The following is a 14,635-nucleotide window of genomic DNA, read 5'->3' as shown; positions in this document are numbered from 1 at the left end:
CACCAGCGGCTACCGCCGCGGGCACGGAGGGGAGCACCACCATGCACACGGCACAGACAACCGCCACGACGACACCGACAGGCACGGCCACGACCACCACGGCGACCACCGCGACCAGCGCACCTCCGGCGACCACGACGGCCGGAGACCCGCGCCTGAGCTGGAGCAGCGACGAGCCCACCCGCGCGCCCGCCCTCAGCCACCGCCGCGACGGCATCCTGCCGACGGTCGCCGCCGCACTCTCCGTGCGCGGCGCCGACACCCTCACGTGCACCGCAGGCCGGGGCGACCGGCCGCCCCGGCTGCACCCGCTCGTCCAGGACTTCCTCGACACCCTCACCAGCGGCCAGCGAGAACGCTTCACCGGCCGCTGCCCGGAAGCGATCCTGCTCTCCCGGCACATCACCGCCGTGGAAGGCTCACGTTCCAAGCGCGCCTCCCGCAGACCCCTCACCACCGGCGAAGCCCGCCGCTCCCTCAAGCACGCCAAGCTCACCGCACGCCGCATCCGCGAGGACGGCGACCCGCTGCACGGCAGCTACGCCCCGCCGTGCCGCTCCTGTACGCCGATGCTCGCCCATTTCGGCGTACGCACCGTAGACCCCACCGCGTCCCCTACCGAGAAGGGCTGACCCGCAGCCGATGCCGGGCCCCATTCCCCACCCCGCCGCCCCCCGCTCCCACACCAGCACCACCCGCTTCCCGGTGGCCGTGGACGCCGCCCTGCGCGCAGCAGGCTGGCAGCCGGGACGCTGGGACATGCGGCAGGCGGAGCACTGGGCCGACACCCTGCGCGCCCACACCTCACCGGCGGGCCACCGGCACAGCGTCTTCCCCGCCGCCGTCGAGGTCTGGGCCGAGTTCGGCGGGCTGCACATCACCGCACCGGGACCCGGCCGGCAGATCGCGCCGACACCGGTACGTTTCGACCCGCTGAGCGGCCTCCACCACGCCCGCACCCTCGCCGACCTCGGCCGCGCGCTCGGTACGGAGGTCTGTCCGCTCGGCACGGAGCTCAGCAGCGGCGGGGACGCCGGCCAGGCGGTACTCGCGATCGACGCGCAGGGCCGTGTCTACAGCCTCGACCACACCGGCGACTGGTACCTGGGCCCCGACCTCGACCAGGCCCTGGCCACCCTGGTGACCGGCACCCAGCCGAGCCGGCTGGCCCCGGTGTAGGGGTCGCGCCGGGGCCGTACGGCGTCCCGGGGCCCGGCGTCCCGCGCGGTGCGGGGGCTTCGGGACCGGTGCCGCGCCGGGGCGTCTCCTCGGGCGCCGAACGTTCGGGTACGGAGATTCCTTCGGGGTGGTTGCGTTCGACGCCCTGCGGGGAGCGCCCCGGCACGTCCCCTCCCGGCACCGCGACATGGCACATGGCACATGGGCCCAAGTGCCGCAGCGGGAAGGAGTGCACAGCACCACCCCGCCCCGCAGCCGCCTACGCCCCGCGCGGGCGCGCCGGCAGCACCGCCGACACCCGGAAGCCCCCCGCGTCCGTCGGCCCCGACACGAACACGCCCCCCAGCGCCGTCACCCGCTCCCGCATCCCCACCAGCCCGTTGCCGCCGCTCGGCAGCCCCGCGTCGGCCGTACCGCCGTCCGACGGGCCGTTCTCCACCTGCAGGGCGATCTCCGACCCGCGGTACGCGAGCCGCACCCACGTCTTCGCCCCCGCCGCGTGCTTGTGCACGTTCGTCAGGGCCTCCTGCACCACGCGGTACGCCGTCTGCTCCACCAGCGCCCCGCACCCGACCGGCGCACCCTCCGCCGAGAACTCCACCACCATCCCGGCCTGCCGCGACTGCCCCACCAGCGCCTCCAGATCGGCCAGGCACGGCCCGTCCTCCGCCTCCGCGGCGGCGACCGACGCGGCGGCCGCGGCGACCGACGCCAGCGGAACCTCCGACGCCACCGGCCTCGCCCGGTCCCCCGAACGCAGCACCCCGAGCATCTCCCGCAGTTCGGTCAGCGCCTGCCGCCCCATGTCACCGACCAGCGCCGCGTTCCTGACCGCCTTCGCCGGGTCCTTCAGCGCCACCGCCTGAAGCGCCGCCGCGTGCACCACCATCAGGCTCACCCGGTGCGCGACCACGTCGTGCATCTCACGCGCGATCCGCGTCCGCTCCTCGGTACGCGCCCACTCCGCCCGCTCCTCCGCCCGGTCGGCCAGCAGCGACAGCTCCCGCTCCAGCGAATCCGCGCGCTCCCGCAGGCTCTCCATCAAACGCCGCCGGGCCCCTATATAGAGCCCGTACAGCACCGGCGGCCCGGTCAGCCCCAGCGACAGGAACAGCGAGGCCAGCGGCACGTACCAGGGTCCGGGGTCGAAATCCCCGTCCGCCGCGTTCGCCACGTCCTGCCGGGTCCGTACGAACGTCACGATCAGCGTCCCGGCCAGCGACATCCCCGCCAGCACCGTGATGATCCGGCGCGGCACCTCCGACGCCGCCAGCGTGTACAGCGACACGATGCCCATCAGGAACGCCATCTCGGCGGGCGTCACGGCGATCGCCACCAGCACCACCGCGATCGGCCACCGCCGCCGCACCAGCAGCACCGCCCCCGCGACCAGCCCGAACCCCGCCCCCACCGGGACCGGCAGTCCCGCGCTCCCCGCGAACCTCACACCCTCCAACGCGCATTCGAGCGCCGAAACCAGCGCCAGCCCCACATCCAGGACGACACTGCGCCGCCTGTCCCACCACCAGTAGCGCCGGGCGGTCATACCCGGGGCGTCCTGATCTGCCCCCGTCACGGTCATGCCGTCCACCCTACGGGCGGCCGCCACCCAATATCCGGAGACCGGACGAGCGTGGAACGGGCCGCATGCCCGTCGCATCGGAGGCCGCTGTTACGGCATAGTGTTTGCAGCCACGACGACAGCCTGACGCGATGTCGGGTTCAGTCAGCCATATTCCCCTGTGGTGTAATTGGCAGCACTGAGGCTTTTGGTGCCTTATGTCCGGGTTCGAGTCCTGGCAGGGGAGCAGTTCCATCCGGGTCCTGACCACACTGGTCAGGACCCGCGCGCGTTTCGGTCCTGAGGCCCCCCGGTATCCTGCGGGTGTCCACCACCCGAAGCCGAAGGGCATCACCGTGAGCGCCTCCCGCCCTGCCGCCGTCGTCGTCCTCGCAGCGGGTGAAGGCACCCGCATGAAGTCGGCCACCCCGAAGGTCCTGCACGAGATCAGCGGGCGCTCGCTCGTCGGCCATGTCGTCGCGGCCTCCCGGGAGCTCGGCCCCGAGCACCTCGTCGTCGTCGTCGGCCACGCCCGCGAGCAGGTCGCGGCGCACCTCGGCGAGATCGACGCCGAGGCCGTGACCGCCGTGCAGGAGCAGCAGAAGGGCACCGGGCACGCGGTGCGCATGGGCCTTGAGCGGCTCGGCGGCGGGATCGACGGGACCGTGGTCGTCGTCTGCGGCGACACCCCGCTGCTGACCGGCGACACGCTGGCCGGCCTCGCGCGCACGCACGCCGCCGACGGCAACGCCTGCACCGTGCTGACCGCCGAGGTCCCCGACTCGACGGGGTACGGGCGGATCGTCCGGGACGACGTCAGCGGCGCCGTCACCGCGATCGTCGAGCACAAGGACGCCACCGAGGCGCAGCGGGCGATCAGCGAGATCAACTCCGGGGTGTTCGCCTTCGACGGCCGGCTGCTCGCGGACGCGCTGGGCAAGGTCCGCACCGACAACAGCCAGGGCGAGGAGTACCTGACCGACGTCCTCGGGATCCTGCGCGAGGCCGGTCACCGGGTGGGTGCGGCGGTCGCCGCCGACCACCGGGAGATCCTGGGCATCAACAACCGTGTGCAGCTGGCCCAGGCGCGCAGGCTGCTGAACGCCCGGCTGCTGGAGCGCGCGATGCTCGGTGGTGTGACGGTGGTCGATCCCGCGTCGACGTTCATCGACGTGACGGTGACATTCGGCCAGGACGCGACCGTGCACCCGGGTACGCAGCTGCTCGGCGCGTCCCACCTCGGCGAGGGCTGCGCGGTGGGTCCGAACTCGCGCCTGACGGACACGGTCGTCGGCGCGGGCGCCCGGGTGGACAACACGGTGGCGGAGCGAGCGGAGGTCGGCGAGGGGGCGAGCGTGGGCCCGTACGCCTATCTGCGGCCCGGCACCAGGCTCGGCGCGAAGTCCAAGGCCGGTGCGTACGTGGAGATGAAGAACGCCGTCATCGGCGAGGGCACGAAGGTGCCGCACCTGTCGTACGTCGGTGACGCGACCATCGGCGAGTACACGAACATCGGCGCCGCGAGCGTCTTCGTGAACTACGACGGCGAGTCCAAGCACCACACCACGATCGGTTCGCACTGCCGGACGGGCTCGGACAACATGTTTGTGGCTCCTGTCACGATCGGGGACGGCGCGTACACCGCGGCGGGCTCCGTCATCACCAAGGATGTGCCGCCCGGTTCCCTCGCTGTCGCCCGCGGGCAGCAGCGGAATATCGAGGGTTGGGTGGCTCGCAAGCGTCCGGGAAGCGCTGCCGCGCAGGCGGCTCAGTCGGCGGCCGTGACGGCCGACGGCGAAAGCTGACCGGAAACAGGTGCGTCCTTCACGGCGTACCGTGATAGGTGCACACAATTCGGCTGGCTCGCATGCGATTCAAAGGCGTGTGGGCGCAGCAGCAATGATTCACGTCCGAGGAGACAGTGCTGTGACCGGGATCAAGACGACCAGCGAGAAGAAGCTGATGCTCTTCTCCGGCCGCGCCCACCCCGAGCTGGCCGAGGAGGTCGCGCACCAGCTGGGCGTCGACCTCGTGCCGACGAAGGCTTTCGACTTCGCCAATGGTGAGATCTACGTCCGCTACCAGCAGTCGGCGCGCGGTGCCGACTGCTTCCTGATCCAGAGCCACACGGCTCCGATCAACAAGTGGATCATGGAACAGCTGATCATGCTGGATGCTCTGAAGCGGGCTTCCGCGCGGAGCATCACCGTGGTCGTGCCGTCCTACGGCTACGCCCGTCAGGACAAGAAGCACCGTGGTCGCGAGCCGATCTCGGCCCGTCTGATCGCCGACCTGATGAAGACGGCGGGTGCGGACCGCATCGTCACGGTCGATCTGCACACCGACCAGATCCAGGGCTTCTTCGACGGCCCGGTCGACCACCTGTTCGCGCTGCCGGTCCTCGCGGACTACGTGGGCGCGAAGGTCGACCGTTCGAAGCTGACGATCGTGTCGCCCGACGCCGGCCGGGTGCGGGTCGCCGACCGCTGGTGCGACCGCCTGGACGCGCCGCTGGCGATCGTCCACAAGCGCCGCGACAAGGACGTCGCCAACCAGGTGACGGTCCACGAGGTCGTGGGTGACGTCGAGGGCCGCATCTGCGTCCTGGTCGACGACATGATCGACACGGGTGGCACGATCTGCGCCGCCGCGGACGCCCTGTTCGAGAACGGCGCGGAGGACGTCATCGTGACGGCCACGCACGGCATCCTGTCGGGTCCCGCCGCCGACCGTCTGAAGAACTCCAAGGTGAGCGAGTTCGTGTTCACGGACACGCTGCCGACGCCGGGCGAACTGGAGCTCGACAAGATCACGGTGCTTTCGATCGCGCCGACGATCGCGCGCGCGGTGCGCGAGGTCTTCGAGGACGGTTCGGTCACGAGCCTCTTCGAGGAGCAGGCGTGACCGTCCGGCCGCGAGGCTGATCCGAAGATCGATTTCTGGTGCGGCCTCCCCGCCGGGTAGACTCCCCGAGTTGCTCGGCGAGGGAGGCCGTACTCATGGGGTACGGCGGATCCGTTATCGACGCGCTCTTCGTAGCAGGCCGTTTCGTGGCCGGGTGACCCTTCCGTTTTCCGTCACCCACGAGGAGTGCAGCCATGGCCGAGATCAAGCTCGCCGCTGAAGTACGTACCGAGTTCGGCAAGGGTGCCGCCCGTCAGACCCGTCGTGCCAACAAGGTTCCCGGCGTCATCTACGGCCACGGCGCCGACCCGGTCCACGTCACCCTGCCGGGCCACGACCTCATGATGGCGCTCAAGACCAGCAACGCGCTGCTGCGCCTCGACGTCGACGGCAAGTCCGAGCTGGTCATCCCGAAGGCCGTCCAGCGTGACGCCATCAAGCGCACCATCACCCACGTCGACCTGCTCGCGGTCAAGCTGGGCGAGAAGGTCACGGTCGAGGTCGCCGTCCACACCGAGGGCGAGCTGGCCCCGGGCGGCAACCTGCTCGAGAACGTGCTGAACACGCTGTCGGTCGAGACCGAGGCCACGCACATCCCCGAGTCCGTCACGGTCTCCATCGCGGGCCTCGAGGCCGGTGCCACGATCCACGCCAAGGACGTTCCGCTGCCCGAGGGCACCACCCTGGAGACCGACCCGGACGCGATCGTCATCCAGGTCCTGGCCCCGCAGGCCGAGGAGGCGCCCGCCGAGGGTGCCGAGAGCTCCGAGGTCTGAGCCTCGCTGTTCGCCGTCCAGCCGCCGTCCCGCGCCTCTGCGCGGGACGGCGGCTGGCGTATGAGGGCGTACGAGGGCGTACGAGGGCGCAGAGCGTGTGAGGGCGTGCGAGGGCGTATGAAGGAGACATGCAGATGACGGACGCAGCCGATCCCTGGCTGATCGTGGGTCTGGGCAATCCGGGTCCTGACTACGCGGCCAACCGGCACAACGTCGGCTTCATGGTCGTCGACCTGCTCGCCGAGCGGATGCGGGCGAAGTTCAAGGCGCACAAGGCGCGGGCCCAGGTCGTCGAGGGCCGTATGGGCGCGCCGGGTCCGGCCAACCGCCGTGTGGTGCTGGCCAAGCCGCTGTCGTACATGAACCTGTCCGGCGGCCCGGTCACGGCGTTGCGCGACTTCTACAAGGTGCCGACGGCGCACATCGTCGCGATCCATGACGAGCTGGACATCGACTACGGCATGCTGCGCGTGAAGCTGGGCGGTGGCGACAACGGCCACAACGGTCTCAAGTCGATGACCAGGTCGATGGGTCCCGACTACCACCGGGTGCGCTTCGGCATCGGCCGGCCGCCGGGACGTATGCAGGTGGCCGACTTCGTGTTGAAGGACTTCTCCTCGACGGAGCGCAAGGAGCTGGGGTACTTCGTGGACCGGGCGGCGGACGCGGTGGAGTGCCTGGTCACCGAGGGCCTGGAGCGTGTGCAGAGTACGTACAACTCCTGAGGACAACCTCCGAAGATGATGGGCAGAGGTTGACCGAGCGTGGCCGCATGGCCAAGGATCGCGCTCCATGGCCTCGAAGCGGATCCAAGCCCTTCTGTACGTCCGACGGGCGGCGATGGCCGGCATCGCGCTGCTGCTGCTCGTCGCCGGCGTCCGCTCCTCCTGGGAGACGGCCCAGCACGTCATGCTGGCGAAGGGGCGCGAGCACGGCACGCTGACGGTCGCCGGCTGCGGCGCCGAGACCTGTACGGGGCCGTACGTCCCCGAGAGCCCCGCGCCCCGCCGCTCCCCCGTGACCATCGACAGGTCGGTCGCGGTGGAGAAGGGCGCGGCCCTGCCGGTCGTCCTGAAGCCCGGCACGTCCGAAGCGGTACGCGCCGAAGCCCCCGGCATCCTCCACGCCTGGACCCCGCTGGGCGGCGCCCTGCTGCTCGCGGGCCTGGTCATCGGCGGCGGCCTGCGGCTGACCCGCGCCGCGTGGGGAGCGGGGACGGCCGGCGGGGCACTGCTGCTCGCGTCGTTCTTCGCGCTCTGAGCCGGGCTCGGGGCCGCTCCCGGGGCCGTCCCCGGGCCGTGCGGCCCCGTTCCGGAACGGCGTACGCCTGATCGTTATCCGAGACCTTTGGGTCAAGTCACGGCGCATGGGGCGAATGGGCCAAGATCGTCCTTGACTGGGCGCAGAGGCCGCAGGAGGCTGAGCCGCCCCCCACGGCACCCACTTCTCTCACGTTGGACTGCCCCTATGCGCACCCTCATTCCTTCCGGCGCTCTGGTGACGGCTGTCACCGCCTCCTTGCTCCTGGCCCCTTCCGCCCACGCCACGCCCAAGGGCGACAACGGCACGGTGAAGATCCACGACAGCACGACCGGCGAGGAGCTTCGCAAGAACGAGCCCAAGGTCTGCTCCTTCTACCTCGACGCCTTCGGCTTCGACGCGGCCCAGAAGGTCGTCTGGCACATCGAGGCCTGGGCGAACAACACCGCCCCCAAGGGCGAGACCGTCAAGTCCGGTTCGCTGACGCTCGACGGCTCGGGCCACGAGCGCACCGAGGACATGGTCCTGCCGGACGGCCAGTACAAGCTGTTCTGGAACTTCGAGGGGGAGAACGGCAAGGCCAAGCACAAGGTCTTCAAGACCGACTGCGCGACCGAGGACAAGCCGGGCGAAGGCAAGCCGGACGAAGGCAAGCCGGAGAAGCCCGGCAAGCCCGACGAGAAGCCGGGCGAGGAGCCGGGCGGCAAGCCCGGTGACAAGCCCGGTGAGGAACCCACCGAAAAGCCCACCGAAAAGCCCGGCGAAAAGCCCGGCGACAAGCCCGCCGAGGAGCCGTCCGCCGAGCCCACCCCGGCCGGCGACGGCGAGCAGCCGGACGGCAGTGCCTCTCCGGCGGCGCCCGCCCCGGCGTCCCCGGCCCCGTCCGGCCAGGGCGATGCCTCCGGTGACCTCGCCGAGACCGGTTCGGGCGCGCCCGTCGGTGCTCTCGCCGCCGCCGCCGCGGCCCTGGTCGCCGCCGGCGGCTACCTGGTGATGCGCCGTCGCAAGGCCCAGGCGCAGGCCCAGTAAGCACTGACGCCGGCGCTGACCGGCACACGAACGGCGGTGGTCCTCCCGGACCACCGCCGTTCTCGTGCGTCTCGTACGTCCCGCCGGGGTCAGCCCGTGTTGCGCAGACCCGCCGCGACACCGTTGACCGTGAGCAGCAGCGCCCGCGACAGCAGCGGGTCGGGCTCCTCGCCCCGCTCGGCCGCCGCGCGCTGGCGGGCCAGCAGCGAGACCTGGAGGTAGGAGATCGGGTCCAGGTAGGCGTCGCGGATCGCGAACGTCTGGTGGAGCACCGGGCTGGAGCCGAGCAGCTGCTCCTCGCCCGTGATCCGCAGGACCTCCGCCACCGTGAGCTCGTGCTCGGCGCGGATCGTCTCGAAGACGTGCTTCAGATGGTCCGGGACGAGCGTGTCGACGTAGTGCTGGGCGATGCGCAGGTCGGTCTTCGCCAGCGTCATCTCGACGTTGGAGAGGAAGTTCCGGAAGAAGTGCCAGTTCTCCTGCATCTCTTCCAGGACCGTGTCCAGGCCCGCCTCCCGCAGCGCCTTCAGGCCGGACCCGACGCCGTACCAGCCGGGCACGATCTGCCGTGACTGCGTCCAGCCGAAGACCCACGGGATCGCGCGCAGGCCGTCGAGGCCCGCCCCGCTGTCCGGGCGGCGCGAGGGGCGCGAGCCCAGGTGCAGGTCCGCGAGCTGGTCCACCGGTGTCGCGGCGAAGAAGTACGCCGGCAGGTCCGGGTCCTCGACGAGCTTGCGGTACGCCGTGTGGGCGGCCTCGGAGACCGTGTCCATCGCCGCGTCCCAGCGGGCGAGCGCCTCGTCGGACTGACGGGGCGCGGTGTGCAGCGCGGACGCCTGGAGCGTGGCGGCGACCGTCAGCTCCAGGTTCTCCCGGGCCAGGGACGGCACCAGGTACTTGTCGGAGATGACCTCGCCCTGCTCGGTCACCTTGATCTCGCCCTCCAGCGTTCCCCACGGCTGCGCGAGGATCGCGTCGTGCGAGGGGCCGCCGCCGCGGCCGACGGTGCCGCCGCGGCCGTGGAAGAGGCGCAGGCGCACGCCGTACCGGTGGGCGACGTCGCGCAGCCGGCGCTGGGCGCGGTGGATCTCCCACTGCGAGGTCGTGATGCCGCCGAACTTCGACGAGTCGGAGTACCCGAGCATGACTTCCTGCACGTCGCCGCGGAGGGAGACGAGCCGCCGGTACGAGGGGTCCGCGAGCATCTCGTCGAGGATCACGTCGGCCGCGCGCAGCTCGTCCGTGGTCTCCAGGAGCGGCACGATGCCGATCTTCGCCCAGCCCGAGTGCAGGTCGATCAGGCCCGCCTCGCGGGCCAGTACCGCGGCGGCGAAGACGTCGTCGGCGCCCTGGCACATCGAGATGATGTACGACTCGATGACCTCGGGCCCGAAGCGCTCCAGGGCTTCCCTGACCGTGGTGAACACGCCGAGGGTCTTCTCCCCCGCGGCGTCCAGCGGCGCGGGCGTCGGGGCCAGCGGGCGCCTCGACCTGAGCTCCTTCGCGAGGAGCTTCTGCCGGTAGTCGCGCGGCATGTCGGCGTACCGCCAGGACTCCTCGCCGAGCCGGTCGAAGAGCTGCCCGAGGGCGTGGTGGTGCGCGTCGGCGTGCTCGCGCACGTCCATGGTGGCGAGCTGGAGCCCGAACGCGGCGAGGGTGCGGATCGTGCGGTCCATACGGCCGTCGGCGAAGAGGCCGCCGCGGTGCTCGCGCAGCGACGTCTGGATGAGCGCGAGGTCGGCGATCAGCTCGCCGGTGCCGAGGTAGTCGATGCCGGGCCGGTGCGGGCTGCCCTTGGCGAGGCGCTCGCGCGTGTTGAGGAGCTTCTGCCGGATGCAGGTGGCCTTGAGCCGGTAGGGCTCCTCGGCGTTCAGGCGCTTGTAGCGGGGGCTGATGGGCAGCCGCTCCAGGTCGGCCTGGAGGGAGGCCAGCAGCTCCTCGGTGACGCCGGTGTGGCGGATGGAGTTCGACAGCTGGCCGCGCAGCTCGTCGACGAGCGCCAGGGCGTCGGTGATGCCGTGCTCGTGCTGGAGGATCAGCACGTCCCAGGTGACGGCCGGCGTCACGTTCGGGTTGCCGTCGCGGTCGCCGCCGATCCAGGTGCCGAAGGTCAGCGGCCTGGTCTCCGCGGGCAGCTCGATGCCGACGCGTTCCAGTTCGGCGGCGAGGTCCTCCAGGACGTCGCCCACCGCGCCGGCGTGCAGCTCGTCGAGGTAGTAGATGGCGTTGCGCGCCTCGTCGGCCGGCTCGGGGCGTACGACGCGGAGCTCGTCCGTCTGCCAGATGAGGTCGATCGACTCGGCCAGACGGAGGTCGTGGCGGCGCCGGTCGGAGGCGATGACGGGGGTTTCGAGGAGCTCGGCGATGCGGCGCAGCTTGTTCAGTACGGACCGGCGCGCCGCCTCGGTCGGGTGCGCCGTGAAGACGGGCCTGACGTTGAGGTTCCTGACGGTGTGGCGCAGGTGCTCGGGGTCGGCGTCCTTGAGCCGGTCCGCCGTACGGGCGAGGAGCCCGCCCTCTTCGGCGCGCTTGGCGCGCATCTCGCGGCCGCGGTGCACCTGCTCGGTGACGTTGGCAAGATGGAAGTAGATGGAGAAGGCGCGCACCAGCCGGGCGGCGGTCTCCAGGTCGGTGTCGCCGAGCAGCTCGGCGGCGGCTTCGCCGTCGGTGCGCGTCAGGGCGCGCACCCGCTCGACCAACTCGAGGAGTTCGGGACCTTCCTGCCGTACGAGCGTCTCGCCCAGCAGGTCGCCGAGGCGGCGGATGTCGGCACGCAGCTCCGCGCTGGTGGTGGAGTTCTGGTCGGCACTGCTCACAGGTGCGGCTCCTTGCAGTGTTTCAGCACGTCTGGAGGTTTTGTGGACCACGCTGTCCGACGAGGCCCAGGATATGCGGCGCGGCTGAACCTGTGCTCCTCGGCCTCTTGCCGCGAGACAAAGCGCTGCCATACTTACGATGCCGTAGGTTACGCATCCGTAGCCAACGCATCAGTCACTTCCCTCACCCCCAGGGGACCCCATGACCACACGTTCCGACGTGCTCGAAGACGCCAGCGGAGCGACGGCCGGCACCTCGGCCCCCTCCGCCACGCGCGGTGGGGAGTCCAAGCGCTCCATCGAGCAGCTCGCACTTCTCGTCTTCATCACCGTTCCCTTCGTCGCCCTTCTGGCGGCCGTGCCGCTCGCGTGGGGATGGGGTGTGAGCTGGCTCGACCTGGGCCTGCTGGTCTTCATGTACTACCTGGGCTGCCACGGCATCACCATCGGTTTCCACCGTTACTTCACCCATGGTTCCTTCAAGGCGAAGCGTCCGCTGCGCATCGCCCTGGCGGTCATGGGCTCCATGGCGGTGGAAGGCCCCCTGGTCCGGTGGGTGGCCGACCACCGCAAGCACCACAAGTTCTCGGACGCCGAGGGCGACCCCCACTCCCCCTGGCGTTTCGGCGAGACCCTGCCCGCCCTGATGAAGGGCCTGTGGTGGGCGCACATCGGGTGGATGTTCGACGAGGAGCAGACGCCGCAGGACAAGTACGCACCGGACCTGATCAAGGACCCGGCGATCCGCCGCATCTCCCGCGACTTCGTCTACTGGACGATCCTGTCCCTGGCCATCCCCCCGCTGGTGGGCGGTCTGGTCACGATGTCGTGGTGGGGCGCGTTCACGGCGTTCTTCTGGGGCTCGCTGGTCCGCGTCGCCCTCCTGCACCACGTCACCTGGTCGATCAACTCCATCTGCCACGCGGTGGGCAAGCGCCCCTTCAAGTCGCGTGACAGGTCCGGCAACGTCTGGTGGCTGGCCGTGCTGTCCTGCGGCGAGTCCTGGCACAACCTGCACCACGCCGATCCGACCTCGGCCCGGCACGGTGTGATGAAGGGACAGGTGGACTCCAGCGCCCGCCTGATCCGCTGGTTCGAGCAGGCCGGCTGGGCGTACGACGTCCGGTGGCCGAGCGCGGACCGTATCGACTCCCGACGCAGGACCGGGCCCTCCGAAGCGGCATGATGGGTGACGTGGCGATCGACGGCAGCAGTACGAACAGCGAGAAGAGCAGGCCCACTCCGAGCCGGCGTGCCCGCCGCGTCCGCATGACCGGCAAGGAGCGCCGCGAACAGCTGCTGGACATCGGCCGCACCCTCTTCGCCGAGAAGGGGTTCGAGGGCACGTCGGTGGAGGAGATCGCGGCGAAGGCGGGCGTCTCCAAGCCGGTGGTGTACGAGCACTTCGGCGGCAAGGAGGGCCTGTACGCCGTGGTGGTCGACCGGGAGATGAGCCGCCTGCTCGACATGGTCACCGGCGCGCTGACCGCCGGCCACCCGCGCGAGCTCCTCGAACAGGCCGCGTTCGCCCTGCTCGACTACATCGAGACGTACACCGACGGTTTCCGCATCCTGGTCCGGGACTCGCCGGTGGCCCAGTCCACGGGCTCGTTCGCCTCCCTGATCAGCGACATCGCCACTCAGGTGGAGGACATCCTGGGCCTGGAGTTCAAGGCCCGCGGCTTCGACCCCAAGCTGGCCCCGCTGTACGCCCAGGCCCTGGTCGGCATGGTGGCGCTGACGGGCCAGTGGTGGCTGGACGTCCGCAAGCCGAAGAAGGCGGAGGTCGCGGCGCACCTGGTGAACCTGTGCTGGCACGGCCTGGAGAACCTGGAGGCGAAGCCCCGCCTGATAGGCCACCGCAAGAGCTGACCGGCCCGGACGACGACGTGGCTCGTCGCGGAGAGCCGGGGCGCCCGCCTCGCCCCCGAAGGAGGTCACGGCGTGCCTCCGCTGATCGGGGTCGCCCACGACGCCCTGGCCCACTGCCCCGGCGCGTCCCAGGCCCTGGGCCTGCTCTCACTCCCCGGCGGGGATCTCGCCCCGGCGGGCGTCGCCCGGCGTTACGTACGGATGGCGGCCCTGTCCTGGCGGCTGCCGCCGGACACGGCGGACGCCTTGGAAACGATCACCGGGGAGCTCGCCGCCAACGCGCTGGAGCACACCGACAGTCGCTCCCTCACGATCGCGCTCTCCCGCACCGCTCACGAAGCCACTGTCAGCGTGACCGACGAAGGGCAGGGCGGCGGACGGGTGCCCGTACCGGACACGCCGGAGCCCGAACAGGAACACGGACGCGGGCTGCTGATCACCGACGCGCTGGCCACCCGCTGGGGGCAGCGGCGGACCTGCGGCGGGCTCACGGTCTGGGCCGGGATCACTACCGCCGAGCCCGCCGTCACTCCTTGTGATGACGCCGCTGGATTCCAACCGCTACGGTGAGGGAACAGGCCAGAATCCCGCTCGTGGGAGGAACCATGACCGCCGAACCGATCGCCGAGCCGGGCTGCCGCTGGCCGGTGCCGCCGCAGGACGGCTACACCGTGGACGACCTGTACACGCTGCCCGATCTCCCGCCGCACACCGAGCTGATCGACGGGAGCCTCGTCTTCGTGAGTCCGCAGCGACTTTTCCACAGCCGCATGATCGACCTGCTGATGAACGGCCTGCGTCACACCGTGCTCCCGGAGCTGAAGGTCACACGCGAGATGACCGTTGTCCTGGACCGTCGCAACGGTCCCGAGCCCGACGTCTGCGTCGTCCGCGCCGAGGCGGTCACCGGTCTTGAGCAGACCCGTTTCCAGGCGGCCGACGTCCTTCTCGCCATCGAGGTGGTCTCCCCGGACTCCGAGGCGCGCGACCGCGACACCAAGCCCCGCAAGTACGCCGCGGCCGGCATCCCGAACTTCTGGCTGGTCGAGATGGCCGGAGCGGACCAGCACCCCGTTGTGCGTGTCTACGAACTCGATCCGCTGTCCAAGACGTACGCCGTGTCCGGCATCCACCACGACCGGGTCAAGACCGGCGTCCCGTACACGATCGACATCGACATCACGCTGGACGCACTCCACCAGCTCTGAGCCCGCCACCACAGCTGCCGGTACTGTACG

Annotated in this window: 14 protein-coding genes and 1 tRNA gene; 13 read left to right on the top strand and 2 right to left on the bottom strand. The window is 70.9% G+C overall.

What is annotated here, in order from left to right; translation table 11 throughout:
• The first annotated feature begins 41 nt into the window (after window positions 1-41).
• Entirely contained in the window at window positions 42-632 is a 591-nt protein-coding gene (locus ACWDZ4_RS05855; RefSeq protein ID WP_451507198.1) for a YwqJ-related putative deaminase, read from the top strand.
• Between the two features lie 10 nt (window positions 633-642).
• Window positions 643-1,179, top strand: a complete 537-nt coding sequence (locus tag ACWDZ4_RS05850; protein ID WP_451507197.1) for an SUKH-3 domain-containing protein — start codon at window positions 643-645, stop codon at window positions 1,177-1,179.
• Window positions 1,180-1,438: 259 nt separating this feature from the next.
• Here ACWDZ4_RS05850 and ACWDZ4_RS05845 read toward each other — a convergent pair whose 3' ends face one another.
• The gene (locus ACWDZ4_RS05845; protein WP_451507196.1) at window positions 1,439-2,761 is read right to left on the bottom strand and encodes a sensor histidine kinase; all 1,323 of its coding nucleotides are present in this window, start codon (window positions 2,759-2,761) and stop codon (window positions 1,439-1,441) included.
• 154 nt (window positions 2,762-2,915) lie between these two features.
• Here ACWDZ4_RS05845 and ACWDZ4_RS05840 point away from each other — a divergent pair.
• The 7 genes from ACWDZ4_RS05840 to ACWDZ4_RS05810 all read left to right on the top strand — a co-directional run bounded on the left by ACWDZ4_RS05840 (window position 2,916) and on the right by ACWDZ4_RS05810 (window position 8,709).
• A tRNA-Gln gene (locus ACWDZ4_RS05840) sits at window positions 2,916-2,987 on the top strand.
• Between the two features lie 109 nt (window positions 2,988-3,096).
• Window positions 3,097-4,545 carry a bifunctional UDP-N-acetylglucosamine diphosphorylase/glucosamine-1-phosphate N-acetyltransferase GlmU gene (gene glmU, locus ACWDZ4_RS05835; RefSeq protein ID WP_451507195.1) on the top strand — a complete coding sequence of 483 codons (1,449 nt, stop codon included), beginning with the start codon at window positions 3,097-3,099 and terminating at the stop codon, window positions 4,543-4,545.
• 121 nt (window positions 4,546-4,666) lie between these two features.
• Complete coding sequence (locus ACWDZ4_RS05830) at window positions 4,667-5,644, top strand: ribose-phosphate diphosphokinase (RefSeq protein WP_451507194.1); 978 nt, start codon at window positions 4,667-4,669, stop codon at window positions 5,642-5,644.
• Between the two features lie 194 nt (window positions 5,645-5,838).
• Window positions 5,839-6,420 carry a 50S ribosomal protein L25/general stress protein Ctc gene (locus ACWDZ4_RS05825; protein ID WP_451507193.1) on the top strand — a complete coding sequence of 194 codons (582 nt, stop codon included), beginning with the start codon at window positions 5,839-5,841 and terminating at the stop codon, window positions 6,418-6,420.
• Window positions 6,421-6,554: 134 nt separating this feature from the next.
• The gene (gene pth / locus ACWDZ4_RS05820) at window positions 6,555-7,145 is read left to right on the top strand and encodes an aminoacyl-tRNA hydrolase (RefSeq protein ID WP_451507192.1); all 591 of its coding nucleotides are present in this window, start codon (window positions 6,555-6,557) and stop codon (window positions 7,143-7,145) included.
• Window positions 7,146-7,212: 67 nt separating this feature from the next.
• The gene (locus ACWDZ4_RS05815; protein WP_451507191.1) at window positions 7,213-7,680 is read left to right on the top strand and encodes a hypothetical protein; all 468 of its coding nucleotides are present in this window, start codon (window positions 7,213-7,215) and stop codon (window positions 7,678-7,680) included.
• 207 nt (window positions 7,681-7,887) lie between these two features.
• The gene (locus tag ACWDZ4_RS05810) at window positions 7,888-8,709 is read left to right on the top strand and encodes an LPXTG cell wall anchor domain-containing protein (protein WP_451507190.1); all 822 of its coding nucleotides are present in this window, start codon (window positions 7,888-7,890) and stop codon (window positions 8,707-8,709) included.
• An 89-nt stretch (window positions 8,710-8,798) separates the two neighbouring features.
• Here the strand turns inward: ACWDZ4_RS05810 and ppc are convergent, their stop codons facing one another.
• Complete coding sequence (gene ppc / locus ACWDZ4_RS05805) at window positions 8,799-11,525, bottom strand: phosphoenolpyruvate carboxylase (protein WP_451507189.1); 2,727 nt, start codon at window positions 11,523-11,525, stop codon at window positions 8,799-8,801.
• A 202-nt stretch (window positions 11,526-11,727) separates the two neighbouring features.
• Here ppc and ACWDZ4_RS05800 point away from each other — a divergent pair, with 202 nt between their 5' ends.
• The 4 genes from ACWDZ4_RS05800 (at window position 11,728) to ACWDZ4_RS05785 (ending at window position 14,605) form a co-directional block, all read left to right on the top strand.
• Entirely contained in the window at window positions 11,728-12,711 is a 984-nt protein-coding gene (locus ACWDZ4_RS05800) for an acyl-CoA desaturase (protein ID WP_451507188.1), read from the top strand.
• On the top strand, window positions 12,708-13,397 hold the full coding sequence (locus ACWDZ4_RS05795; protein ID WP_037647586.1) for a TetR/AcrR family transcriptional regulator: 690 nt from the start codon (window positions 12,708-12,710) through the stop codon (window positions 13,395-13,397). The genes ACWDZ4_RS05800 and ACWDZ4_RS05795 overlap by 4 nt, the downstream gene beginning before the upstream one ends.
• Window positions 13,398-13,469: 72 nt before the next feature.
• Entirely contained in the window at window positions 13,470-13,967 is a 498-nt protein-coding gene (locus ACWDZ4_RS05790; RefSeq protein WP_451507187.1) for an ATP-binding protein, read from the top strand.
• A gap of 35 nt (window positions 13,968-14,002) precedes the next feature.
• A complete protein-coding gene (locus ACWDZ4_RS05785) occupies window positions 14,003-14,605 on the top strand; it encodes a Uma2 family endonuclease (protein WP_451507186.1) in 603 nt (200 codons plus the stop codon).
• Window positions 14,606-14,635 lie beyond the last annotated feature (30 nt).

The sequence above is a fragment of the Streptomyces sp. NPDC003016 genome (genome assembly GCF_053591455.1).
The sequence above is the reverse complement of the archived record's forward strand: the minus strand, read 5'-3'. Positions and strand labels throughout refer to the sequence as shown.